The sequence below is a fragment of the Streptomyces sp. NPDC004435 genome (assembly GCF_042873895.1).
In the GTDB taxonomy this organism is placed as follows: domain Bacteria; phylum Actinomycetota; class Actinomycetes; order Streptomycetales; family Streptomycetaceae; genus Streptomyces.
In genome coordinates this window covers 1-23552 of the sequence record NZ_JBIAMB010000034.1, presented here as the reverse complement: position 1 = coordinate 23552, position 23552 = coordinate 1, and the positions used below count along the sequence as shown (strand labels likewise).

The following is a 23552-nucleotide window of genomic DNA, read 5'->3' as shown; positions in this document are numbered from 1 at the left end:
AGCCATTGCGCCCAGGACGGGAAATCGCGCACCGTCACGTGTCCTGCGCCACAGTGGCCGATCCCAACTCCTGGAATACCAGGACATCTGATGATCAACGCTCACTCGGCAGGCTGAAAATCGCCCAGACACACCTTCGAGATGCCCGCGATGCAGTAGTAGGCTCACGCCGCCGTTTGTTGAAACCGAAGGTTGACGCGCCGTGTTGACGCGGCGACGCCGTTCGAGGGACCTCCGTGGCCGGGGGCCGTACTGGGGGAGGCCATGCGCTTTCGCGGGAAGTCCATCCGCCGGAAGATCGTGGCGCTGCTCCTCGTACCGCTCGTCTCCCTCACCGGCCTCTGGGGTTTCTCCACCGTCCTGACCGGACGCGAGGCCGACCAGCTCCTCGACGTCGGCTACATCGTCGACAAGATCGGCTACCCCATCGAGGACACGGCCCGGGTCATCCAGCTCGAACGCCGCCAGTCCCTCGTCTACCTCGCCGACCCGCGCGGCTCCGAGGCGCTGACCCAGCTCCGCGAGGCCCGCCTCGCCACCGACCGGCAGATGGACCGCATCCGCGCCAACGCCGAGGACCCCGGCGTCCGCGAGGAGATGCGCCCGGTCACCACCCAGAAGCTCAACTCGCTCCTCGCCGCGTTCGAGGAGATCACCTCCCTGCGCCGCTCGGTCGAGAAGCGCAGCATCGGCCGGCTCCAGGCGCTGGAGTTCTACAACCGCCTCGTGGACCCCTGCTACAGCTTCCTCGTCACCCTCCACGCGCTGGAGAACGTCGAGATGGACAAGCAGGGCCGCGCCCTCGTCGGCATCACCCGGGCCCGCGAACTCCTCTCGCGCGAGGACGCCCTGGTCCTCTCCGCGCTCGTCGCCGACCGCGTCACCGCCCAGGAGATCCGCGCCGTCTCCGATCTGATCGCCGTCCGCAAGCAGTTCTACGAGGTCAACCTCGAACTCCTCCCCGCCGCCGAGCGACAGCGCTTCGAGCAGTACTGGCGCAGCCCCGAGACCTCGGCCCTGCGCACGGCCGAGGAGGCGTTCGTCACGGCGGGCCCGACCGAGCGCCCCCGCTCGGTCACCGCCGCCTACTGGCAGGACGAGGCCAGCCCGGTCCTCGACGAGCTCGCCCGCGCCAACACCGCCGCCGGCGACCGCTACCAGGACCGCGTACAGCCCGCCGCGTACAGCGTCCTGCTCAAGGCGGGCGTCGCCGGCGTCCTCGGCTTCCTCGCCCTCCTCGCCTCCGTCGGCATCTCGGTCCGGATCGGCCGCTCCCTCGTCCGCGACCTGCGCCGCCTCCAGAAGGAGTCCCAGGAGGTCTCCGGCGTCCGCCTCCCCAGCGTCATGCGCCGCCTGGCCGCCGGCGAGCCCGTCGACGTCGAGACCGAGGTCCCGCACCTGCGGTACGGCGAGGACGAGGTCGGCCAGGTCGGCCAGGCCCTCAACACCCTCCAGCGCGCCGCCGTCGAGGCCGCCGTCAAGCAGTCCGAGCTGCGCCGCGGGGTCTCCGAGGTCTTCGTCAACCTCGCCCGCCGCAACCAGGTCCTGCTCCACCGTCAGCTCACCCTGCTCGACACCATGGAGCGGCGCACCGAGGACACCGAGGAGCTCGCGGACCTCTTCCGCCTCGACCACCTCACCACCCGCATGCGCCGCCACGCCGAGGGCCTGGTGATCCTCTCCGGCGCCGCGCCCTCCCGCCAGTGGCGCAAGCCCGTGCAGCTGATGGACGTGGTCCGGGCCGCCGTGGCCGAGGTGGAGGACTACGAGCGCGTCGAGGTCCGCAGGCTGCCCCGGCTCGGCGTCGGCGGACCCGCCGTCGCCGACCTCACCCACCTCATCGCCGAACTCCTGGAGAACGCCACGGTGTTCTCCCCGCCGCACACCGCCGTCCAGGTCCTCGGCGAGCGCGTCGCCAACGGCTTCACCCTGGAGATCCACGACCGCGGCCTCGGCATGAGCCCCGACGTCCTGCTCGACGCCAACCTGCGGCTCGCCGAGACCCCCGAGTTCGAGCTCTCCGACACCGACCGCCTCGGCCTCTTCGTCGTCAGCCGCCTGGCCCAGCGCCAGAACGTCCGGGTCTCGCTCCAGACCTCCCCGTACGGCGGCACCACGGCGGTTGTTTTCATCCCGGCCGCGCTGCTCACCGACGCACCCGAGACGCAGGGCGCGGGCTTCCGCCTCGACCGCAAGTCCCTCGACCCGCGCGCCGCGGAGGGCACCGACCGGCACGCCTCCGGCGGATCATCCCGTACGACCTCCGGGGCGCCCGCGGGCGTGCTCGGCGACGCCCCCCTGCCGCAGCGCCGGCCCGCCCTCGCGCGCGTGCCCGACCTGGCGGACGGGACGGGCCCGGCCGGACGCCGGGCCGGTGCCGGGGACGGAGCGTTCGACGCGGGCGCCGACCGGATGCTCGACCGCCCCGTGGACGGGCCGGTCGAACTGGAGCCGCCGTTCGGCCCCGAGGACATCGACACGCTCCTCGACCGCTCCGCCGACCTCCTCGACAGCGACAGCGAGCGCGGTGGCCTCTTCCGCCCCCAGCGCCGGCGCCCCGGCCTGGCCCCGGCGGGCGAGCAGCACCAGCAGGCCCCCGACCAGACCGGCGGCCCCGGGCAGGACGCCCCGGCGGGCGAGGACACCGCGCACGGCCCGGTGCCCCTGCCGCGCCGCCGTCAGCCGACCCTGGTCGTCGACCACGGACGCCGGCTCGACGAGCCCGGCCGCGCCCACCCCGCCCCCGGCGCGGACCGCCGGCTGCCGTCGCGCACCACCGGGCCCACGCTCGTCCCCGTACGCCCGGAGGGCACCGACGTACGCCCGGAGCCGCCCACGGGCGCCGAGAGCACCGGCGCGGGTACCGCCCCGGCCCCCGAGCGGCTCGACGGGCTCCCGCGCCGCGTCCGCCAGGCGAGCCTCGTCCCGCAGCTCCGCGAGCCCGAGCAGCCGGCCGCGCCCGCGGCCGGTCCGGCCCCGGCCGAACGGCCCGCCGCCGAGGACGACTTCGAGCGCGACGCCGAGGAGGTGCGGGCCCGGATGGCCGCCATGCAGCGCGGCTGGCAGCGCGGACGCCAGCACGGCACCGGACCGGACGACACCACAGCACACGGAACGACACCTGAGGGGGACGGTCGATGACCGCACCGAACGCCGCAGCACCCACCAGCAGCTCCGTCCACGGCAACGGCGAGCTGAACTGGCTCCTCGACGAGCTGGTCCAGCGCGTCTCCGCCATCCGCAAGGCCCTGGTGCTGTCCAGCGACGGCCTGGCCACCGGCGCGTCGAAGGACCTCAGCCGCGAGGACGGCGAGCACCTCGCCGCCGTCGCCTCCGGCTTCCACAGCCTCGCCAAGGGCGTAGGCCGCCACTTCGAGGCCGGCCGGGTCCGGCAGACCGTGGTCGAGCTGGAGGACGCCTTCCTCTTCGTCACCGCCGCGGGCGACGGCAGCTGCCTCGCCGTCCTCGCCGACGCCGACTCCGACGTCGGCCAGGTGGCGTACGAGATGACCCTGATGGTCAAGCGGGTCGGCACCCACCTCGGCACGGCCCCCCGGACCGGTCCGTCCACGGGAGGGTGAGCCGCCCCGCATGAGCGACGCAGCCGAGCGCGGCCGGACCGGCCGGGAGACCCCCGGCCGGGAGACGCCCGCCCCCCACCACTGGTACGACGACGAGGCCGGACCCGTCGTCCGTCCGTACGCGATGACCCGCGGACGGACGAGCGCCGCGGGCCGCCACCGGCTCGACCTCATCGCCGTGGTGGTCCCCGAACCCGCGGCCGACGATCCCGGCCGTGACCAGTCGCTCTCCCCGGAACACGTGGAGATCGTCGAACGCTGCTCGGAGCAGCCCCAGTCGATCGCCGAGCTCGCCGCCGGACTCGACCTCCCCGTCGGGGTGGTCCGGGTCCTGGTGGGCGACCTCGTCGACGAGGAACTCGTGCACGTGACCCGCCCCGTTCCGCCGGCCCAGCTGCCGGACGTGAGCATCCTCCGCGAGGTGATCAATGGCCTTCGGGCGCTCTAGCCGCAAGAAGACCCCCGTCGAGCCGGTGACGCTGAAGATCCTGGTCGCGGGTGGCTTCGGGGTCGGCAAGACGACACTGGTCGGCGCGGTCAGCGAGATCCGGCCGCTGCGGACCGAGGAGGTCCTGACCGAGGCCGGCCGTCCGGTGGACGACCTGCACGGCGTCGAGGCCAAGACGACCACCACGGTCGCCATGGACTTCGGGCGGATCACGCTCCGCGAGGACCTCGTGCTGTACCTGTTCGGCACTCCCGGCCAGGACCGCTTCTGGTTCCTCTGGGACGAACTGGCGCAGGGGGCGCTCGGCGCGATCGTGCTCGCCGACACCCGCCGCCTGGAGGACAGCTTCGCCGCGATCGACTACTTCGAGCGGCGCGGCATCCCCTTCACGGTGGCCGTCAACTGCTTCGAGGGAGGCCGCCGCTACCCGACGGAGACCGTGCGGGCGGCGCTCGACCTCGACCCCGAGGTCGAGCTGGTGATGTGCGACGCCCGTGACCGCGAGTCGGTCAAGGGCGTCCTCGTCGCCGTGGTCGAGCACGCCCTCGTCCTCGCCGACCGGGACCACGAACCGGTGGCGACCTGAGCCGTACCCGAACACCGGTCGAGCGCTGTCCGAGCGGTACGGTCCCCGGGCCCGGGGGGTGGCGGCTCAGCGGACCGCCACCACCGCCGACCCGTGCCCGAACAGGCCCTGGTTGGCGGTGATCCCGGCCCGCGCCCCCGGCACCTGCCGGTCCCCGGCCGTGCCCCGCAGCTGCCAGGTCAGCTCGCAGACCTGGGCGATCGCCTGCGCGGGCACGGCCTCCCCGAAGGAGGCGAGTCCGCCGCTCGCGTTCACCGGCAGCGCGCCGCCGAGCCGGGTCACCCCGTCCCGGAGCAGCTTGGCGCCCTCGCCGCGCCCGCACAGGCCGATGTCCTCGTACCACTCCAGTTCCAGAGCGGTGGACAGGTCGTACACCTCGGCCAGCGACAGGTCCTCCGGCCCGAGCCCGGCCTCCTCGTACGCCGCCCGCGCGATCGAGGCGCGGAAGGGGTGCGGCGGAGGCGCGACGGCGGTCGTCGCGTCAGTGGCGATGTCCGGCAGGTCGAGGACCGTCCTGGGGTAGGTGGGGGAGACCGTCGACACCGCCCGGATCCGCACCGGGTCCGGGTGCCCGTGCCGGCGCGCGAAGTCCAGGCTGGACAGCACCAGGGCCGCCCCGCCGTCGGAGGTGGCGCAGATGTCGAGCAGCCGCAGCGGATCGGCGACGACCGCGGAGGCGGCGACCTCCTCGGGCGTCACCGCCTTCCGGTAGCGGGCGAGGGGGTTGAGCGCCCCGGCCGCCGCGTTCTTCACCTTGACCTGGGCGAAGTCCTCGGCGGTGTCGCCGTACACGGCCATCCGGCGGCGGGCGTAGAGCCCGAAGTACGCGGGGTTGGTGGCGCCGAGGACCCGGAAGCGCAGCCAGTCCGGATCGTCGGGCCGCTCCCCGCCGGCGGGAGCGAAGAAGCCCTTGGGGGCGGAGTCCGCGCCGACGACGAGGACCGCGTCGGCGAGCCCGGCCAGGATCTGGGCCCGGGCCGCGCCGATGGCCTGCGCGCCCGAGGCGCAGGCCGCGTAGACGCTGGTCACCCGCGCCCCCTGCCAGCCGAGGGCCTGTGCGAACGTCGCGCCGGCCACGTACCCCGGATAGCCGCCCCGCACGGTGTCGGCTCCGACGATGGATCCGATGTCCGACCACCGCACTCCGGCGTCGGCGAGCGCGGAGCGGGCGGCGGCGGTCCCGTAGGAGACGAAGCTCCGCCCCCACTTGCCCCAGGGGTGCATGCCGGCCCCGATGACGGCGATGTCGTTCACGCGCGGTCCTCCGTCGTCCCCACGGGCCGCCACCGCCAGGTGGTCCAGGTGTGCCTGGCGTCCTCGTACAGCACCCCGGGCACCAGCTCGACCTCCTTCCCCACCGCGAGGTCCGCCGTCCGCACCCCGGGCGCGGCCTGCCCGAGCACCACCATCCCCTCCGCGCCGAACTCGACCGCCAGGAGGACGTACGGCTCCCAGGGCGCGTCCGGGTCGGAGACGTACGGCGCGGGCGGCCGGTAGCGCGCGTCGGTGTACGACCACACCCGCCCGCGCGGCGGGAGCGGCAGCACGTCGAGCGTGCCCCCGCCCGCGCACTCCGGATTCCGGCAGGAGTCGTCCACGGGCGGGAAGAAGACCGCCGCGCAGGCCGAGCACCGGGTGGCGAGGAGCCGGAACTCCCCGTCCGGGACCGTGTCGTCGGTGAACCAGCCTTCCACGACCGGCCTGCGCGTCCGTGCCATCTCCGGGACCTCCCACAGATCTGACGAAGTGTCAGCTACCTGCTCCCGAGTCTGGCACGGCCCCACCGGACGGGGAAGACGCCGACGCCCGGCCGCGGGCAGACCTTCGCGTGGGGAAGACGTCAGGGCCGGGCTCGGGGCTCCGGGCCCACCGGACAGGAAGGCGTCAGTGCCCGGCCACCGACCTCCGTGCGACCGGGAAGTCGAAGAACGTCGACGGGAACGGCTCCGGCTTGAAGGTGAAGTGCCACCACTCCTCCGGCAGGTTCACGAATCCCTCCGCCGCCAGCACGCCCTTCAGGAGCTGCCGGTTCGCCCGCTGGACGCCCGTGATCCGCGGATCGTCGGTGTGCGAGAGCGTGTCGAAGCAGTCGTACCCGGTCCCCATGTCCACCGAGCTGTCCGGGAACCGCTCCGTCCGGGGCCCGGTGCACGACGTCAGCCTCTCGCCAGGCACATACGCGCGCGTGGGCTTCGCCGGCAGCCTCACGACCGTCAGGTCCACCGTCGAGCCCCGGCTGTGCCCGGACTTCTCCGCGATGTAGCCGTCCGCGAACAACCGCTCCTTGGACACCAGCGGATAGAACTCCGCCTTCATCCGCTCGTCCGCCAGGTCCTGTGCCCAGCGCACGAAGTGGTCCACCGCCCGCTGCGGCCGGTAGCAGTCGTACACCTTCAGCGTGTACCCCCGGGCCAGCAGCCGCCGCTGCGCCCGGTGCAGCGCCTCGGCCGCGGGCCGGGTCAGCAGGCACAGCGGCTGCCGGTAGCCGTCGATCGGCTCGCCCACGAAGTTGTGCGCCGTGGTGTAGCGCATCTCCTGGAGGATCGTCCGGTCCACCGAGTCCAGCGCCACGAACTCCCGCGGCGCCTTCGGCTCGGGCACGGCGACGGCCGGCGAGGCGAGGGCCCCCGTACAGGCCATGAGGACGGCCGCGCCGGTCACGGCGAGGGAACGGAGGGCAGAGGCAAGTCCAGTCATGCGCACCGGGTCTACCAGTTCCGCCCCCGCCGGGAAACCCCCATCGCGTACGGTCCCCCCGTGACCGACACCGCGCCCGCGCCCCCCGTGCTCCACTCCCACTGCTCGGCCTGTGGAGCCCCGTACCCCACAGGAACCACGACCTGGCCCCGCACCTGCCCCGTCTGCGCCACCACCGCCTACCGCAACCCCCTCCCCGTCGCCGTCGCCCTCCTCCCCGTCACCTCCCCCCGAGGCACCGGCCTCCTCGCCATCACCCGGGCCATCCACCCCGGCCACGGCGGCACCGCCCTCCCCGGCGGCTTCATCGACCACGGCGAGGACTGGCGCACCGCCGTCGTCCGCGAACTCCGGGAGGAGACCGGCCTGGACGCCGACCCCGACGCCGTCCGGCTCGCCGACGTCCTCGGCTCCCCCGAGCACCTGCTGGTCTTCGGCCTCCTCCCGCCGGTCCCCGCGGACACGCTCCCCGCCTTCACCCCGACCTCGGAGACCTCCGCCCGCCTCGTCGTGCCGGAGCCGCGCGAACTGGTCTTCCCCCTCCACACCGAGGCCATGAGGAAGTGGTTCGCCGGCGCGTACGGCTGACCCCCCGGCCGCCGCTCAGTCCCACCAGAAGGTCCACTCGTCCGCCCCCACCAACTGCTCCGCGTACGCCCTGAGGTCCTCACAGGACCCCTGCCACACGTTGTCCGGGCAGAAGGCGAAGTGCTCGGCGGCGACGCGCAGCGCCTCCGCCGGGGTGGCCGGGGGAGCGGCGACGGAGAGCCGCAGCGTCGCGAAGCCCACGGCGAACACCCGCGCGCCGAAGCGGCGTTCCCAGTCGGCGACGACGGCGGCGATCCGCGCGGTGTCGTTCTCGTGGTTGGCCGGCCCCGACCAGCCGGCCACGGCCAGCGCCTCCGCTCCGGAGGCGGCCTCGACGAGCCCGAGCCGCGCCTCGGTGCCGAAGGACAGCAGGACGTCGGCGTGCTCGGCGGCCAGCCGGTCGGGGTCCTCCACCGCCTCCCGCCCCGGCGCGAGGCCGGGCCAGGCCGCGCCGTAGGGGGCGGTGACGGCGAGCCGCCGCTCGGGGGAGAGGACGTCGTCCTCCTCCACCGAGGTGGCGGACTCCCACCAGCGGACGAGGACCGCCTCGGGAGCGTGGTCGGCGGGGCGGGACATGCCCTCCGGGTACAGCTCGCCGGACGCCCACGGCCGGAACTCCTCGGCGTCCGGGCGCAGCGGTTCGAGCAGCAGCGGCCACAGGCCGGTCCGCGGGTGTGCGGCTCGTATCCGCCCCCACGCCCCGTAGTCCGCGGGACCGTCACTCAGCCACAACGGCCGTGTGTCGCCGTCCCCTTCGGCGGTCGGGATCAGGCGGCCGGGAGGAAGCTCGACGTCATCGCCCAGCAGGGCTTCAGGGTTCATGCTCCGGATGCTAGGCGGCGGGTCCGACAACGCCTCCCGCTCCCCGGTCCTGCTCCCCGCTCACCCCCGCACCGCCCGCCGACCCCCACCACCCACCTCGCCCGCCGCGCACCCGTGCGCCCGCGCCGCCCCCATCCCTCCCCGTGCCCGCCCTCACATCCAGGGCCCGCCCTCACACCCCCCGTACCCGCACCGGCAGCCCCGCCTCCACCGGCCCGTCCTCCGTCATCCGCTCCACCACCACCCGGCCGTCCACGAGCCGCGACTGGTACCGCTCGATCTCCGCCGGCTCCCAGCCGTCGCCGGTGTCGCGGACGACGAGCCCTCCACCCGTGCGCCCCTCCGCGGGCGGCCACACGTCGAGCGCGAGCCCGCCGTCGTCCCCCCGCACCGGCAGGACCGCACCCGCGCGGGCCAGTACGGGCACGCGCGCGAGGGGCGCGTCGAGCAGCACCTGCCCCGGACCCTCGTACGCCGAGCCGGTCGCCGTGTCGTACCAGCGGCCGCGCGGCAGCCGTACCGCCCGCCGGTCCGCGCCCCGGTGCAGCACGGGCGCCACCAGCAGCGCGTCGCCCAGCAGGAAGGCGTCGTCGCACTCCCGCAGCAGCCGGTCCTCCGGCGTCCCCCACCACACCGGCCGCACATAGGGCGCGCCGGTCATCCGCGCGAGCCGTGCCAGGGTCGTGAAGTACGGGTGCAGCCGCTCCCGTTCGGCCAGTGCCACGCGCGCGTGCTCCAGCACCTCCGGACCGAACTCCCACGGCTCGCGCCGCCCCGCGTCCAGCGCCGCGTGCGTCCGGAACAGCGGCAGCCAGGCGCCCAGCTGGTACCAGCGCAGGAACAGCTCCGGCGACGGACTCCCGTCGAAACCACCCACGTCGGGCCCCGAGTACGGCACCCCGCACAGGCCCAGCCCCAGGACCAGCGCCAGCGAGGCCCGCAGCCCCGGCCACCCGGTGGCCACGTCACCGGACCAGGTGCCCCCGTACCGCTGCATGCCCGCCCACCCCGAGCGCGTGAACAGGAACGGCCGCTCCTCGGGCCGCAGCCGCCGCAGCCCCTCGTGGCCCGCCCGCGCCATCAGGAGCCCGTACACGTTGTGCGCCTCCCGGTGGTCGCCGCCCCGCCCGTCCAGATGGTGCCGGGCCGACCGGGGCAGCGTCGGATCCCCGAACGCGGCGAACGTCACCGGCTCGTTCATGTCGTGCCACACGCCCGAGAAGCCCTGCCGCAGCCGCTCCTCGTACAGGCCGCCCCACCACTCCCGTACCGCCGGATCAGTGAAGTCCGGGAAGGCGCACTCCCCGGGCCACACCGCACCCCGCACCTCCTCGCCCCGCGCGTCCCGCACGAACGCCCCGGCCGCCCGCCCCTCCTCGTACAGCACGTTCCCCGGCTCCGCCGCGATCGCCGGGTCCACGATCGACACCAGCCGCACGCCCTCCTCCCGCAGCTCCTCGGCGAGCCCCGGCAGATCGGGGAACCGCTCCCGGTCCACCGTGAACACCCGGTGCCCGTCGTAGTGGTCGATGTCCAGATGGACCGCCGACAGCGGCAGCCCCCGCTCCCGGTACCCGGCCACCACCCGCCGCACCTCGGCCGCGCCGCCGAACCCCCAGCGCGCGTGCTGCGGCCCCAGCGCCCACGCGGGCGGCAGCGCCGGCGCCCCGGTCAGCGCCGCCCAGTGGTGCAGCACGCGCGCGGGGGTCCCGACCATCACCCAGCACCGCAGCGGCCCGCCCTCCATCCGCAGCTCGCTGGTGCCCGGCCGGTCGTGCCCCGAACCGGCCCCCTCCTCGCCCTCCGCCAGCGTCACCCGCCCGTCCCACGGGTTGTCGTGGAAGGCCAGGTGCGTCCCCGCGTCCGCGACCACGAACTGCACCGGCATCGTGATGTACAGCGGATCGTCATCCGGTCCGAACCGCCCCTTCGGATCCGTGTTCCACAGCCGGTACGAGCCGTCCCGCAGCCGCGGCCCCGCCGACCGCCCGCCCAGCCCGAAGAACCGCGCGTCCGCCGCCACCTCGGCCCGCTGCGCCCACCGCGAGGGCCCCCCGCCGACCGGCTCCCACCAGCGCGGCGGCAGATCCCTGCGGAGCATCACCCCGCCCGGCGTCCGGATCTCCACCGCCCCGTGCCGCGAGACCGCCACCGTCACCCGCTCCGACACCACCCGCCAGCCGCCGTCCGTGTCCGGCTCCAGGACCGCCCGGGGGTCCGGATCGGGCGCCGGACCCGCCAGCGCGTACGACGGCTCGGGCGCCGCCCCGTCCCACCCCCAGAAGACCGCGCCGCCCGCCGACACGCACACCCGCAGGGACGACCGGGCGAACCGCACGATCCCCCCGCCCGGCAGCCCCTCCGCACCCTCCGCGAGACCCGGCACCCGCGCCCGCTCCGCGCCCCGCCGCGGCAGCGCCGCCGCGTCCGCGCGCCGCTGCCGCCACGCCGCCCGTACCGTCCTGAGCCCCCGCACCGAACCGAACACCCTCACCGAACGCACCAGTCCACGACCGTCCATGGTGATCACACTGCCAGCCGCCGGCGGCGTCACGAGCCCCGTTCAACTGCCGTTCACCCGTGGTGGGAGCACATGTTCAACCTGCCGACCACAGGCGGGCTGCCCTGGTGCGAAAGCCGCTCCCATGGCATCGTCCTGTCAGCCGCGTCACGCGCACACCCCCGCACGTGCGCGCGACACACGCCGACCCGCGTACAGCCAGGGAGCCACCCGATGACATCTGCGCCGACCGAGCCGACCGAGCCGCTCTGGCAGCCGGACGAGGAGCGCATCGCCCACGCCGCCGTCACCCGCTTCCAGGCATGGGCCGCCGAGCGCCACGGCGCCCCGGAGGGCGGCGGATACCCCGCGCTGCACCGCTGGTCCGTCGACGAGCTGGAGACCTTCTGGCAGGCCGTCGCCGAATGGTTCGACGTCCGCTTCTCCACCCCCTACGCGCGCGTGCTCGGCGACCGCTCCATGCCGGGCGCCGAATGGTTCCCCGGCGCCGCCCTCAACTACGCCGAGCACGCCCTGCGCGCCGCGGAGGAGCGACCCCACGACACGGCGCTCCTCCACGTGGACGAGACCCACGAGCCGACCCCGATCACCTGGGCCGAACTGCGCCGCCAGGTCGGCTCGCTCGCCGCCGAGCTGCGCACCCTCGGCGTCCGCCCCGGCGACCGCGTCAGCGGCTACCTGCCGAACGTCCCCCAGGCCGTCGTCGCCCTCCTCGCCACCGCCGCCGTCGGCGCCGTCTGGACCTCCTGCGCCCCCGACTTCGGCGCCCGCTCCGTCCTCGACCGCTTCCAGCAGGTCGAGCCGGTCGTCCTCTTCACCGTCGACGGCTACCGCTACGGCGGCAAGCAGCACGACCGCCGCGACACCGTCGCCGAACTGCGCGCCGAGCTCCCCACCCTCCGCGCCGTCGTCCACATCCCGCTCCTCGGCACCCCGGCCCCCGAGGGCGCCCTCGACTGGGACGGCCTGGTCGCCGCCGACGTGGAGCCGGTCTTCGAGCAGGTGCCGTTCGACCACCCCCTGTGGGTCCTGTACTCCTCCGGCACCACCGGCCTGCCGAAGGCCATCGTCCAGTCCCAGGGCGGCATCCTCGTCGAGCACCTCAAGCAGCTGGGCCTCCACTGCGACCTGGGCCCCGAGGACGTCTTCTTCTGGTACACCTCCACCGGCTGGATGATGTGGAACTTCCTCGTCTCCGGCCTCCTCACCGGCACCACCGTCGTCCTGTACGACGGCAGCCCGGGCCACCCGGACACCGGCGCCCAGTGGCGCATCGCCGAGCGCACCGGCGCCACCCTGTACGGCACCTCCGCCGCCTACGTGATGGCCTGCGCCAAGGCCGACGTGCACCCCGGCCGCGACTTCGACCTGTCCGCCGTCAAGTGCGTCGCCACCACCGGCTCCCCGCTGCCGCCCGACGGCTTCCGCTGGCTCCACGACGAGGTGCGCGAGGACCTGTGGATCGCCAGCGTCAGCGGCGGCACCGACGTCTGCTCCTGCTTCGCCGGCGCCGTCCCCACCCTGCCCGTGCACATCGGCGAGCTCCAGGCCGCGGGGCTCGGCACCGACCTCCAGGCGTGGGACCCCTCCGGCAAGCCGGTCGTCGGCGAGGTCGGCGAGCTCGTCGTCACCAACCCCATGCCGTCCATGCCGATCCACTTCTGGAACGACCCGGACGGCAGCCGCTACCGCGACAGCTACTTCGAGATGTTCCCCGGCGCGTGGCGGCACGGCGACTGGATCACGATCACCGACCACGGCTCGGTCGTCATCCACGGCCGCTCCGACTCCACCCTCAACCGCCAGGGCGTCCGGATGGGGAGCGCCGATATCTACGAGGCCGTGGAACGGCTCCCCGAGATCCGCGAATCCCTCGTCATCGGCCTGGAGGAGCCGGACGGCGGCTACTGGATGCCGCTCTTCGTCCACCTCGCCGAGGGCGCGACCCTGGACGAGGAGCTGATCGCCCGGATCAGGACCACGATCCGCACCGAACTCTCCCCGCGCCACGTCCCCGACGAGATCATCGAGGTCCCGGGCGTCCCGCACACCCTCACCGGCAAGCGCATCGAGGTCCCGGTCAAGCGCCTCCTCCAGGGCACCCCCCTGGAGAAGGCCGTCAACGCGGGCTCGGTCGACAACCTCGACCTCCTGCGCTTCTACGAGGACCTCGCGGCGACCCGCGGCGCCTGACGCGCCGAAGGGGCGCCCCCGACGGGGGCGCCCCTCCACGGCCGACGACCGGCCTGGTTCAGCCGGGCAGCTGCCCGGCACGGGCCACGGCGGCCTTGGTGAGCACCGCCGTCTCGCTCAGCACCGTCCCCGCGGGACCGGCGTCCGAGGCGGCCATGAGCACGGTCCGCTCACCGAGGAAGGCGGACGTCGACCGGTCGAAGACCCACTGGGTCCGCTCGCCACCGGAGGTACGGGCCACGGCCACGCCCTCCCGGCCGGCCGCGTCCCGCGCCGAGGGCACCGTCACGACGCCCGGGATCCGCGCGGCCGCCTCGAACAGCGCCGCCGTCACCTCCGGCGGCGCCCAGGTCTCGACCAGAAGCGTCCCGATCGCCGTGAACGCCCGCTGGTCCGCGTCCCCGCCCCCTGCGCGGGTCTGCTCGCGCACCAGCCGCAGCAGCGCCTCCGGATCGGTCGGCAGCCCCGCGACGAAGGTGTGCGTCGGAGCCGAGACCGACGGGCCCTCCGGCTCCAGGAACGTCTGCCGCGGCTCCGCGCCCCGATGCTCCAGCTCGTACACGGGCAGCCGCGGTGACAGCTCCTCGTCGGCGGCCCCCTCCTCGCGCAGCAGTCCGGCACGGCTCCCGTCCGCCGACAGCCACACCTGGCGCCGGTGCGCGGCTTCCACGACGGCGGCCCCGCCACCGGCGGGACGCCCGGCCCGGGACACCAGGCTCTCCACGTACACGAACGCCTCCGGCCGCGCGTCCGGCGCGGGCGCGGAGGCCGCCGCGAGCGCGGCCCGCGACAGCACCGCCGAGGCACCCTCGGCCCGCACGGCCGGGCGCGGGTCGCGGGGCTCCGGGGGAGCGGCGACGAGCACCGCCCCGGCCGTGATGCCGCACACCACGGCGGGCACGGCGAACCGCACCGCCTTCCGGGTCCACCACACCGCGGGCCGGGCCGGCCGCGCCGCGGCCATCAGGCTCCGCCGCAGCTCCCGCTCGCGCTCCGGCGCGAACTCCGGTACGGCGGGCGGGGGCAGCAGCTCCGTCAGCTCCGCGCGCAGCGCGTCCTGAGGGCGGGAATCGATGTCGTTCATGCCGGCTTCTCCGGGGAGGTTCGGGGGACGAGGACGGTACGGCCCGTACGCGCGGGCAGGGCGGTGCCGGACGCGGCACCGGGCGACACGGCCCCGGAGGGTGACGCGGGCCGGGACACGGACTCGGGGGCCGGAGCGGCGACCGGTGCGGCGGGCGGTGCGGCGGCCGGGTCAGGGCCGCCGCCGGGCGTTCGCCGGCCGTGCCCGCGGCGGCCGGCGCGCAGTTCCGCCTCGGCGAGCGCCCGCAGACGCTCCCTGGCCCGCGAGAGCCGGGACCGCACCGTGCCGACGGGGATGCCCAGCGCCTCTCCCGCCGTCGCGTAGTCGAGGCCCGCCCACACGACGAGCCCGAACACCTCCCGCTCGCGGCGACGGAGCCGGCCGAGGGCCACCCGCGCGGCCCGGAGCCTGTCCTCGTCGGCCAGCCGCGAGGCCACCGCGTCGCTGAAGTCCGGAAGCACCCCGCGATCGGGGATCCGCGCCAGCGCCGCGTCCCGCCGCCGCGCCTCCCGCGCCGCCCCGCGCAGCACATTGGTCGCGATCCCGAGCAGCCACGGCCGCAGGCTTCCGCCCTCGGCATGCACCTTGCCCCGACAGCGCCACGCCTCCAGGAAGGTCGCGGAAACGGCGTCCTCGGCCGCGGCCCGGTCGCCGCACATGCGGTACGCGTACTGGAAGAGCACCCGTGCGTGTGCGTCGTACGCCTCACCGAGCGCGGAGGGATCCCCGGCCCGGAAACGATCTCTCATCTCTTGTTCCACACCGGGTACTGGCCGCCGGTTCACCGAGGTTCCCGTGACCCGCGCCACACGGGCCCGGCGCCGCAACCCCGTGTGGCGCGGGTCACGGGAACTCCGTCCGCTCCGGACCCAGTTCCCTGCATGAACGAAACACCGAAGACCGGATCCAGTATCCGAGCGATGGGATCCACTGCCCGAGCGTCTGGATCCAATATCCGAGCCACTGGATCCAGTATCCGAGGTATTGGATCCAGTATCCGAGGTATCGGATCCACGATCCAATACGCCGGATCCGATACCCAGAACACACCCTCCACGATCCGCACCACCGGATCCAGGATCCGCCCCGCCCTCCCCGCCCTCGCCCTCGTCGCCGCCCTCACCGCCACGGCCTTCACCACCCAGCCCGCGGCCCCGGCCTCCGCCGCGCAGAACGAGAGGGTCACCCTGACCCTCCGCCACCTCGACCGCACCGGCGCCCCGACCGACGCCTACGCGACCCGCGTGACCGGTGTCTCCGGACCGGGCGAGAACGTCAGGGAAGCCGCCCACGACCCCTCCGGCACCGTCACCCTCAGCCTGCCCAAGGGCCGCTACCTGCTCGACTCGGAGGTGTACCCCCTCCACCAGGGCGCGGGCACCGACTGGCTCGTCCAGCCCCGCCTCGACCTCGACGGCGACACGACCGTCACCATCGACGCCCGCACCACGGCCCCCGTCGACGTGCGCCCGCCCGAGACCGGTGCCGAGCCCCGGCACGCCATGTCCTTCGTCGAGGTCCACCACGAAGGACGGACCCGTTCCGTGAACCTGATGTCCTCGGCGACCGGCCTGCGCGTGGCCCACCTCGGCCCCTCGGCCGAACCCGGCTCCGTGACGGCCACGTTCGACGCCTACTGGATCGGCGGGCGGTCCGACTACGGCCTCGGCTACCGCTTCACCTCCGGCCGCTCCCTCACCGGTTTCGCCCGCAGGCCCGCGGCCGCCGACCTGGCCACCGTCAAGGCCACCGCGGCCGACCCGGAGGGCGCCGGCGGCGTCGGTGTGGCCGCCATCCAGCCGTCCGAGGGGACCACCGTCGGCCTCACCAGCGAGCTCGTCCGCCCCGGCACCGCGACCTTCCACGTCACGCCCGAACGCGGTGCCTGGGAGCTCTCGTACACCACGCCGGGCACCCCCGGTGCCCGGCCCAACCTGTACGAGGCGAGGGACCTCCAGGTCCGCCCCGGCGCCACCACCGTGCACACCTTCGACAACGCCGTCCGCGGTCCGGCACTCGACCCCGCCCCCGACGCGCCGCCCGCGCTCGTCCGGGACGGCGACAGCATCGCCCTCGACCTGCCGCTGCTCGCCGACGGCGAGGGCCACGCCCCCTCCGACCCGGTCTTCCGCTCGGCCGCCACGACCCTCCACCGGGACGGCGTCCTCGTCGGCACGCACCGGGGCACTCCGGGCCGTGCCGCCTTCCCGCTCAACACCCCCGCCCAAGCCCGCTACCGGCTCACCACCACCGCCCTGCACGGCGCCGGCCGCACCACCGCCGTCTGGACCTTCGACTCCGCCGCGACCAAGGCCCCGGCCGCGCTCCCGCTGAGCGTCGTCCGCTTCACGCCGACGCTCGCCCTCGACGGCACCGCCCCCGCCGGGGCGACGATCCGCGTCCCGGTCACGGTCCAGGGCCCCGCCGCCGGGCCGGGCCTGCGTTCCCTCACGGTCCGGGTCTCCGTCGACGGCGGCACCACCTGGACCGAGGCTCCGGTCACCGACGGCGCCGTCGAGGTCCGCAACCCGGCCCCCGGAGGCACGGTCTCACTGCGCGCCACCCTCACCGACACTGCGGGCAACACGCTCGACCAGATCCTCGGCAACGCCTATCGCACCCGCTGAACCACCGCCCCACGCGCGTGTGAGCCCGCCGTCCGGCCGTTCCCGGCCCGGACGGCGGGCTCACGCGCCCCTCAGCCCCCGTACGTCGCCTGCGTGTCGCCCAGTACCTGCGCGAAGTCCCCGGCGAGCCGCTCCGCGGCCTCCGGCAGCAGCATCGACGCGGTGATGCGTACGGCGGGCGGCGCGTCGATCCGGAACCGGGCGCCCGCCGCGACCCACCAGCCGTGCGTCCGCAGCCCGTTGACCACGGCGGACTCGTCGCGCACGGGCACCCACACGTTCAGGCCCCCGGCCCCCACCGCGGGGATCCCCCGCGCGCCCAGCGCGTCGATCAGGGTCCGCCGCCGCTCGGCGTACGCGGCCTCGCCCCGCGCCACGAGCCGCGCCACCTCCGGATCGGTGAACAGCCGGACCACGGTCTCCTGGAGCACATGGCTGACCCAGCCGGAGGTCATCAGCATCCGGCCGTCGTGCCGCGCGAGCGTCACCGCGTCCCCGGTCAGCCCGGCCCACCGCAGATCCACACCCAGCCGCTTCGAAACGGTGCGCACCTGCGCCCACCGGGCCGGCCCCAGCGCGCCGACGCTCGGCGCCGGGGGAGCGTCGAACGCGGCGAGGTAGTCGTCCTCGATCACCAGGACCTCGGGGAACTCCCGGAAGATCGCACCCAGTTCGTCCCGCCGGGCGGGCGTGAGCGAGGCCCCGGTGGGGCACTGCGCGCGCGGGCTGAACACGATCGCCCGCACCCCGGCCCGCAGCGCCGCCCGCACCGCGTCCGGGGCGATCCCCTCGCCGTCGACGGCGACCGGCACCATCCGCAGCCCCAGCGCGGGCACCAGATCCAGCAGGTGATGGAAGCCGGGATCCTCGACGGCCACGGCGTCACCGGGCCGCAGCTCCACGGAGAGGAGCCGGGCGATGCAGTCGAGCGCCCCGTGCGCGAACGTCACCCGCTCCGCGGGCACCCCGTCCCGCCGGAACCACGTACGGGTCAGCTCCTCCAGAGCGGCGAGCCGCGGTGAGGCCCGGTGCGAGCCGTAGACCGGCGCCACCTCGCCCGGCGGGTGCAGCACCGGCAGGAAGGCGGGGTCGGGCAGACCGCTTGCCAGATCCGTCAGCCCCTCCGGCATCCGGGGAGGACGCCGGGACGCCACGGAAGGCGCCTCGGCCACGACCGTCCCGCCCCGGCCCCGCGTCACCACGAGCCCACGTCCGCGCAGCTCCTTGTACGCGGTCGCCACCGTGCCGGGGCTGACTCCCAGATCGTCCGCCAACTTCCTTACGGGGGGCAGCGCGTCGCCCGGCGAGAGCTCGCCCTCGGTCACGCCGCGTTCCACGGACGCGGCAATCCCCTTGGCCGTCGTTCCCTCGATCGCATATTGTGTTGCCACGTTCCAAACTATGTATCAATACATAACTCGCGTCAAGGGGGAATCACGTGAGCCGCCCGTCCTCGTGGCACCGCACCGCACTCGACCGCATCCCCGGAGGCCGCGACGGCCGCCGCATGCTCGTCGTCAGCATCGTCGACAAGACGGGCACCGGCCTCTGGGCGGGCTGCACCGCCCTCTACTTCACGTACGTCTCCGGCCTGAGCCTCGCCCAGGTCGGACTCCTCATGACGGTCTCCGGCGGCGTCGGCATAGCCGGAGCCCCGCTCGCCGGGCTCCTCGCCGACCGCTTCCCCCTCGTCCGCGTCATCGTCGCCACCCAGCTCATGCGCGGAGCCGCCCTCCTCGCCCTCCTCACCACCGACCACTTCCTCCTCCTCACCTTCTACTCGGCCCTCGGGGCCCTCCCCGACCGCGCCGGAAGCGTCCTCATCAAGCTGTACGCCGCCCGCCAGGCAGGCGCCGACCGCGTCCGCTACCAGGCCATCCAGCGCACCACCGTCAACATCGGCTGGTCCCTCGGCGGCATCGGGGCCGCGGCCGCCCTCGCCAGCGGCTCCGACCGCGCCTACACCTACCTCCTGATCGGCAACGTCCTCTCCTACCTGGCCATCGCCGTCCTCACCCTGCGCTGTGCCGAACCGCCCGCCCCCGCCCGCGCCGACACCACCGCCACCGCCACCGACGCACCCCGCCCCAAGTCCGCCGGTCCCTGGCGCGACCGCACCTTCCTCGGCTACACCGCGACCGACGCCGCCCTCTTCCTCGACGACACCATCCTCCAGGTGGCCGTCCCCCTCTGGCTCGTCCACGCCACCGACGCCCCCGTCGGCCTCGTCCCGCTCCTCCTCGTCCTGAACACCGTCCTCGTCGTCCTCTTCCAGGTGCCCCTCGCCCGCTTCGGCGCCACCGCCCGAGCCGCCCGCCGCCTCCTCGTCCCCCTCTCCGGACTCTTCGTGGCCGGCACCCTCGCCCTCGCCGCCTCCGCCGCCGGCGGCCGCGCCCTCGCCACCGCCGCCCTCGTCGTCGCGGTCGTCGCCCTCACCTTCGCCGAGATCATCCACGCCACCTCCTCCTGGGAGCTCTCCGTCGCCCTCGCGCCCGCCGACGCCCAAGGCGCCTACCTCGGCGCCCACGGCCTCGCCCAGTCCACCCAGCGCTTCGCCGGCCCCCTCCTCGTCACCGGCGTCATGACTGCCGGTCCCCTCGCCTGGCCCGTCCTCGGCCTCGCCCTCGTCGGAGCCGCCGCGGCCCAGCACCGCCTCATCCGCGACCGCGTCGAGAAGCCCACTCCATCGTCACTGTCAGTGGCGAAGGTTACGGTGAGTGAGCACTGATCGTCCGTGATCGGCACACCGCACCCGAGGGGGACCCATGACGACCACCACCACCCAGACCACGGCCCGCCTCCGCCGCGCCCTGCGCCGTGAGATCCCCAGCACCGTCGGCCTCCTCGCCGACGAGCAGGACTTCACCGCCATGCGCCGCTACCGCACCTTCCACTTCGACGACCACCCCACCTATCTCAAGGAGGTCGAGGCACTCCTCAAATCCCTCGCCCGCCAGGGCACCCACACCACCGTGGCCCTCTTCGACCCCGACGAGTACGTCTCCTTCTGCTCGGAGACGGGCATCGCTCCCGACGACCCCACCAGCCGCAGCCGCTTCACCGACCACCTGGCCACCACCGGCGCCCGCGTCATCTACACCGGACAGCCCCTCACCGTTCTCCTCCCCGAGCTCGTCGACACCGCTGTCCGCCGCGCCACCTGGGAGTACGCCACCACTGTCCTCGCCACCGCGGGAGACTGCCCGGACTGCGGCCTCGACCTCGGCCGCGACTCCTTCGACCGCGCCACCCGGCTGCTCCTCGGCCTCCTCGACGGCGCGGGCACCGGCACCCACCACCTCGTCTGCAGCGTGCCCGCGGCCGACGACCACCTGCTCGCCGTGCTCCACACGACTCGGGACGAGCACGGCACCAACCACCACGACCCCACCACCGCCACCGAGTTCACCGCGGTCCTCGCCGCGGGGATCGTCATGGCCTCCCCGGGCGGACTCGTCCTGCGCGTGACCCGCCCCGGCCGCCCCGACCGGCTCCACGGCTGGCGCCTCGCCGACGGCACCCTCAGCCCCCTCACCGAGGCGGAGGTCTTCGCCGCCTACTGCACCGACGCCCGCACCGGCGAGCCCCTTCCCCCCGAGCACGGCGTCGACCACTGCGCCGGCTTCCCCCTCGCCCCCGGCCCCCACGAGCACCGCCCGGGCCGCGACTGACCCCGGACACGACGGAGGGGCTTCCCGTCACCAGGTGACGGGAAGCCCCTCCGGACCACGCGCTACGACTCCGGGATCACTCCCCGGACAGCACCGCCTGCGCGGCCACCCGCGCCTCGTGCGCCGTGTCCGCGGCACGCGCCGCGGACGCCGCCCGCTCGCACTGGGCGAGCGTGTACTTCGCCAGCGTCGCCCGTACGTACGGGATGGACGCCGCACCCATGGAAAGGGAGGTGACGCCCAGACCCGTCAGCACACACGCGAGCAGCGGATCCGAGGCGGCCTCGCCACAGACTCCACAGCTCTTGCCCTCGGCCTTGGCCGCCTCGGCGGACAGCGCGACCAGGTCGAGCAGCGCCGGCTGCCACGGGTCCTGCAGCCGGGACACCGCACCCACCTGACGGTCGGCGGCGAAGGTGTACTGCGCCAGGTCGTTGGTGCCCAGCGAGAGGAACTCGACCTCCTGCAGGATCGAGCGGGCCCGCAGCGCGGCGGACGGAATCTCCACCATCGCGCCGAACTTCGCCCGGAGCCCCGCCTCGCGGCACGCGTCGGCGAACGCCTTCGCGTCCGTCCGGTCGGCCACCATCGGCGCCATGACCTCCAGGTACACGGGCAGACCCTCGGCGGCCTTGGCCAGCGCGGTCAGCTGCGTCCGCAGCACCTCGGGGTGGTCGAGCAGCGACCGCAGTCCCCGCACGCCCAGCGCCGGGTTGGGCTCGTCGACCGGCGTCAGGAAGTCGAGCGGCTTGTCGGCACCGGCGTCGAGCACCCGCACGACCACACGGCCCTCGGGGAAGGCTTCGAGCACCTTCCGGTAGGCGTCGACCTGCTTCTCCTCGGACGGAGCCTTCTGGCTGTCGTCCAGGAAGAGGAACTCGGTACGGAACAGGCCGACGCCCTCGGCGCCCGCCTCCACCGCGGCCGGCACGTCGGCGGGGCCGCCGACGTTGGCGAGCAGCGGCACCTTGTGCCCGTCCGAGGTGGCGCCGGGACCGCTGGACGCGGACAGCGCCGCCTTCCGCTCCTCGGCGGCCTTGGTCAGCGCCGCCTTCTTCTCCTCGCTCGGGTCGACGAAGATCTCGCCGGTGGAACCGTCCACCGCGATCTCCGTGCCCTCGGCCAGCTCACCGGCGCCGGGCAGCGCCACCACGGCCGGCACGCCCAGGGCACGCGCGAGGATCGCGCTGTGGCTGGTCGGCCCGCCTTCCTCGGTCACGAAGCCGAGCACCAGCGCGGGGTCGAGCAGCGCGGTGTCCGCCGGCGCGAGGTCGCGGGCGATGAGCACGTACGGCTCGTCGCTGTCCGGAACACCGGGCATCGGCACGCCGAGCAGCCGCGCGACGATCCGGTTCCGCACGTCGTCCAGGTCGGCCACCCGGCCCGCCATGTATTCGCCGGCACCCGCCAGCAGCTCGCGGTAGTGCGAGAAGGCGTCGTAGATACCGCGCTCGGCCGTGCTGCCGACCGCGATCCTGCGGTCGACATCGGCGATGAGCTCCGGGTCCTGGGCGATCATCGCCTGGGCCTCCAGCACGGCCTGGGCCTCGCCGCCGGCCAGGTTGCCGCGCGCGATGAGGTCCGCGGCCACGGCCTCCACCGCCTGACGGGCGCGCCCCTGTTCGCGCTCCGCCTCCTCGGCGGGAATCGACTTGGCCGGCGGTTCCAGGACCGCCGTGCCCATGTGCCGCACCTGGCCGATCGCCACTCCGTGGCTGACGCCGACGCCTCGCAGCGTTGTCTCCATCTCACCCGTCTCCGATAGAGCGGCGGCCGATGCCGCCGCGTTGAATGTCGTACTCGCGGCCGTCCTGACGACGGACCGGGATCAGCTCCAGTCGAAGAGCTGGTCGCCGGCCTTCACGTCGCCGTCCTCGCGGACGTCGGAGAGCGAGTCGGCCGTGGCCTCGAGGGCGACGACGGGGCAGATGGCGGACTTGCCGGCGGCCTCCACCGCGGCCGGGTTCCACCGCACGACGGCCTGGCCGCGCGTGACGGTGTCCCCCTTGTTGACGAGGAGCTCGAAGCCCTCCCCGTTGAGCTGCACGGTGTCGATGCCGAGGTGCGTCAGCACGCCGTGTCCCTCGCCGTCCACGACGACGAAGGCGTGCGGGTGCATGGAGACGATGACCCCGTCGATGGGGGAGACCGCCTCGGAAACCTCACGTACGGGATCGATGGCGGTGCCGGGCCCGACCATGGCACCGGAGAAGACCGGGTCGGGAACGTTGGCGAGACCGATGGCGCGTCCAGCAAGTGGCGACGTCACGGTTGTCATGGGAAGCCTCCCAGGGGCGGAGATCGTGTGGCGCCGCCACACCTGTCCTGGGCGGCGCGTACTGTTCAGAAGCGTAAGTCATAAGAAGTCCCGGTTCCGCACGAGACGTACCAGTTGGCGGACCTAGGGACTACCGGAAACGATTTGCCTCTACTCAAGGTGGGATGTACTGTCGTACTCCTGCCTGACCCCAACGCGGCCTTGAGTCGTGGGTCGGCAGCACCTATCAAGCCAGATCCTAACCCCAGTGGTCTACACCTCTGCCTGCCTCGGTTCCTTCCGGAGAGCGCGGAGAGACTGGTCAGGGGGACCGAGAAAGCCTGGTAATGTTTGACCCCGCCGGAAGGCCCCGAGGAAAACGAATCGGGACCGGAAAGCACCGAGGAAATCGGATCGGAAAGATCTGATAGAGTCGGAAACGAAGAAAGCGCAGGAAGCGCCCGGAGGGCCTGGAAA

Annotated in this window: 19 protein-coding genes; 9 read left to right on the top strand and 10 right to left on the bottom strand. The window is 74.3% G+C overall.

Features of this window, described 5'->3' with window-relative positions; translation table 11 throughout:
- The first annotated feature begins 264 nt into the window (after positions 1 to 264).
- Genes ACFYT9_RS37915 through ACFYT9_RS37900 form a run of 4 tightly spaced genes read left to right on the top strand, consistent with a single transcriptional unit; the run spans position 265 to position 4615 of the window.
- The gene (locus ACFYT9_RS37915; RefSeq protein ID WP_389171385.1) at positions 265 to 3141 is read left to right on the top strand and encodes a nitrate- and nitrite sensing domain-containing protein; all 2877 of its coding nucleotides are present in this window, start codon (positions 265 to 267) and stop codon (positions 3139 to 3141) included.
- Complete coding sequence (locus ACFYT9_RS37910; RefSeq protein ID WP_387278985.1) at positions 3138 to 3581, top strand: roadblock/LC7 domain-containing protein; 444 nt, start codon at positions 3138 to 3140, stop codon at positions 3579 to 3581. The genes ACFYT9_RS37915 and ACFYT9_RS37910 overlap by 4 nt, the downstream gene beginning before the upstream one ends.
- 10 nt (positions 3582 to 3591) lie before the next feature.
- Entirely contained in the window at positions 3592 to 4029 is a 438-nt protein-coding gene (locus tag ACFYT9_RS37905) for a DUF742 domain-containing protein (protein ID WP_376601993.1), read from the top strand.
- A complete protein-coding gene (locus ACFYT9_RS37900; protein ID WP_376601992.1) occupies positions 4010 to 4615 on the top strand; it encodes an ATP/GTP-binding protein in 606 nt (201 codons plus the stop codon). Before ACFYT9_RS37905 ends, ACFYT9_RS37900 begins: the two co-directional genes overlap by 20 nt.
- A 66-nt stretch (positions 4616 to 4681) precedes the next feature.
- Here the strand turns inward: ACFYT9_RS37900 and ACFYT9_RS37895 are convergent, their stop codons facing one another.
- The 3 genes from ACFYT9_RS37895 to ACFYT9_RS37885 form a co-directional block, all read right to left on the bottom strand.
- The gene (locus ACFYT9_RS37895) at positions 4682 to 5869 is read right to left on the bottom strand and encodes a lipid-transfer protein (RefSeq protein ID WP_389171381.1); all 1188 of its coding nucleotides are present in this window, start codon (positions 5867 to 5869) and stop codon (positions 4682 to 4684) included.
- Positions 5866 to 6333, bottom strand: a complete 468-nt coding sequence (locus tag ACFYT9_RS37890; RefSeq protein ID WP_389171378.1) for a Zn-ribbon domain-containing OB-fold protein — start codon at positions 6331 to 6333, stop codon at positions 5866 to 5868. Before ACFYT9_RS37890 ends, ACFYT9_RS37895 begins: the two co-directional genes overlap by 4 nt.
- A 166-nt stretch (positions 6334 to 6499) precedes the next feature.
- The gene (locus ACFYT9_RS37885) at positions 6500 to 7312 is read right to left on the bottom strand and encodes a M15 family metallopeptidase (RefSeq protein WP_389171375.1); all 813 of its coding nucleotides are present in this window, start codon (positions 7310 to 7312) and stop codon (positions 6500 to 6502) included.
- Between the two features lie 60 nt (positions 7313 to 7372).
- On the opposite strand from ACFYT9_RS37885, the gene ACFYT9_RS37880 reads away from it, so the two are divergent.
- Positions 7373 to 7900: an NUDIX domain-containing protein gene (locus tag ACFYT9_RS37880; RefSeq protein ID WP_387278977.1), complete on the top strand. Its 528-nt coding sequence runs from the start codon at positions 7373 to 7375 to the stop codon at positions 7898 to 7900.
- A 15-nt stretch (positions 7901 to 7915) separates the two neighbouring features.
- Here the strand turns inward: ACFYT9_RS37880 and ACFYT9_RS37875 are convergent, their stop codons facing one another.
- Together ACFYT9_RS37875 and ACFYT9_RS37870 are read right to left on the bottom strand one after the other, a co-directional pair.
- Entirely contained in the window at positions 7916 to 8722 is an 807-nt protein-coding gene (locus ACFYT9_RS37875; RefSeq protein ID WP_389171372.1) for a DUF4253 domain-containing protein, read from the bottom strand.
- A 172-nt stretch (positions 8723 to 8894) separates the two neighbouring features.
- Positions 8895 to 11243 carry a TIM-barrel domain-containing protein gene (locus tag ACFYT9_RS37870; protein ID WP_389171370.1) on the bottom strand — a complete coding sequence of 783 codons (2349 nt, stop codon included), beginning with the start codon at positions 11241 to 11243 and terminating at the stop codon, positions 8895 to 8897.
- 213 nt (positions 11244 to 11456) lie between these two features.
- Here ACFYT9_RS37870 and ACFYT9_RS37865 point away from each other — a divergent pair, with 213 nt between their 5' ends.
- The gene (locus tag ACFYT9_RS37865; protein ID WP_389171367.1) at positions 11457 to 13436 is read left to right on the top strand and encodes an acetoacetate--CoA ligase; all 1980 of its coding nucleotides are present in this window, start codon (positions 11457 to 11459) and stop codon (positions 13434 to 13436) included.
- A 58-nt stretch (positions 13437 to 13494) separates the two neighbouring features.
- On the opposite strand, the gene ACFYT9_RS37860 is transcribed toward ACFYT9_RS37865, so the two are convergent.
- On the bottom strand, positions 13495 to 14520 hold the full coding sequence (locus ACFYT9_RS37860; protein WP_389171365.1) for a CU044_5270 family protein: 1026 nt from the start codon (positions 14518 to 14520) through the stop codon (positions 13495 to 13497).
- On the bottom strand, positions 14517 to 15269 hold the full coding sequence (locus tag ACFYT9_RS37855) for an RNA polymerase sigma factor (RefSeq protein WP_389171363.1): 753 nt from the start codon (positions 15267 to 15269) through the stop codon (positions 14517 to 14519). The genes ACFYT9_RS37860 and ACFYT9_RS37855 overlap by 4 nt, the downstream gene beginning before the upstream one ends.
- Before the next feature lie 171 nt (positions 15270 to 15440).
- On the opposite strand from ACFYT9_RS37855, the gene ACFYT9_RS37850 reads away from it, so the two are divergent.
- A complete protein-coding gene (locus tag ACFYT9_RS37850; protein WP_389171360.1) occupies positions 15441 to 17147 on the top strand; it encodes a serine protease in 1707 nt (568 codons plus the stop codon).
- 71 nt (positions 17148 to 17218) lie between these two features.
- On the opposite strand, the gene ACFYT9_RS37845 is transcribed toward ACFYT9_RS37850, so the two are convergent.
- A complete protein-coding gene (locus tag ACFYT9_RS37845; RefSeq protein WP_389171358.1) occupies positions 17219 to 18538 on the bottom strand; it encodes an aminotransferase class I/II-fold pyridoxal phosphate-dependent enzyme in 1320 nt (439 codons plus the stop codon).
- Positions 18539 to 18585: 47 nt separating this feature from the next.
- Between ACFYT9_RS37845 and ACFYT9_RS37840 the strand changes: the two genes are divergently transcribed.
- Both ACFYT9_RS37840 and ACFYT9_RS37835 read left to right on the top strand, forming a co-directional pair.
- Positions 18586 to 19875, top strand: a complete 1290-nt coding sequence (locus ACFYT9_RS37840; RefSeq protein WP_389171355.1) for an MFS transporter — start codon at positions 18586 to 18588, stop codon at positions 19873 to 19875.
- A 37-nt stretch (positions 19876 to 19912) separates the two neighbouring features.
- Positions 19913 to 20818, top strand: a complete 906-nt coding sequence (locus tag ACFYT9_RS37835; RefSeq protein ID WP_389171352.1) for a hypothetical protein — start codon at positions 19913 to 19915, stop codon at positions 20816 to 20818.
- A gap of 76 nt (positions 20819 to 20894) precedes the next feature.
- Here the strand turns inward: ACFYT9_RS37835 and ptsP are convergent, their stop codons facing one another.
- Complete coding sequence (gene ptsP / locus ACFYT9_RS37830) at positions 20895 to 22565, bottom strand: phosphoenolpyruvate--protein phosphotransferase (protein WP_376605596.1); 1671 nt, start codon at positions 22563 to 22565, stop codon at positions 20895 to 20897.
- An 81-nt stretch (positions 22566 to 22646) separates the two neighbouring features.
- On the bottom strand, positions 22647 to 23096 hold the full coding sequence (locus tag ACFYT9_RS37825) for a PTS glucose transporter subunit IIA (RefSeq protein WP_376605594.1): 450 nt from the start codon (positions 23094 to 23096) through the stop codon (positions 22647 to 22649).
- Positions 23097 to 23552 lie beyond the last annotated feature (456 nt).

Bases quoted from the DNA above. Each gene is read 5' to 3' on its own strand.
- ACFYT9_RS37885 (WP_389171375.1), bottom strand. From the start codon at position 7,312: ATGACTGGACTTGCCTCTGCCCTCCGTTCCCTCGCCGTGACCGGCGCG.
- ACFYT9_RS37910 (WP_387278985.1), top strand. From the start codon at position 3,138: ATGACCGCACCGAACGCCGCAGCACCCACCAGCAGCTCCGTCCACGGC.
- ACFYT9_RS37850 (WP_389171360.1), top strand. From the start codon at position 15,441: ATGGGATCCACTGCCCGAGCGTCTGGATCCAATATCCGAGCCACTGGA.
- ACFYT9_RS37855 (WP_389171363.1), bottom strand. From the start codon at position 15,269: ATGAGAGATCGTTTCCGGGCCGGGGATCCCTCCGCGCTCGGTGAGGCG.
- ACFYT9_RS37890 (WP_389171378.1), bottom strand. From the start codon at position 6,333: ATGGCACGGACGCGCAGGCCGGTCGTGGAAGGCTGGTTCACCGACGAC.
- ACFYT9_RS37875 (WP_389171372.1), bottom strand. From the start codon at position 8,722: ATGAACCCTGAAGCCCTGCTGGGCGATGACGTCGAGCTTCCTCCCGGC.
- ACFYT9_RS37905 (WP_376601993.1), top strand. From the start codon at position 3,592: ATGAGCGACGCAGCCGAGCGCGGCCGGACCGGCCGGGAGACCCCCGGC.
- ACFYT9_RS37915 (WP_389171385.1), top strand. From the start codon at position 265: ATGCGCTTTCGCGGGAAGTCCATCCGCCGGAAGATCGTGGCGCTGCTC.
- ACFYT9_RS37825 (WP_376605594.1), bottom strand. From the start codon at position 23,096: ATGACAACCGTGACGTCGCCACTTGCTGGACGCGCCATCGGTCTCGCC.
- ACFYT9_RS37865 (WP_389171367.1), top strand. From the start codon at position 11,457: ATGACATCTGCGCCGACCGAGCCGACCGAGCCGCTCTGGCAGCCGGAC.
- ACFYT9_RS37835 (WP_389171352.1), top strand. From the start codon at position 19,913: ATGACGACCACCACCACCCAGACCACGGCCCGCCTCCGCCGCGCCCTG.
- ACFYT9_RS37870 (WP_389171370.1), bottom strand. From the start codon at position 11,243: ATGGACGGTCGTGGACTGGTGCGTTCGGTGAGGGTGTTCGGTTCGGTG.
- ACFYT9_RS37900 (WP_376601992.1), top strand. From the start codon at position 4,010: ATGGCCTTCGGGCGCTCTAGCCGCAAGAAGACCCCCGTCGAGCCGGTG.
- ptsP (WP_376605596.1), bottom strand. From the start codon at position 22,565: ATGGAGACAACGCTGCGAGGCGTCGGCGTCAGCCACGGAGTGGCGATC.
- ACFYT9_RS37860 (WP_389171365.1), bottom strand. From the start codon at position 14,520: ATGAACGACATCGATTCCCGCCCTCAGGACGCGCTGCGCGCGGAGCTG.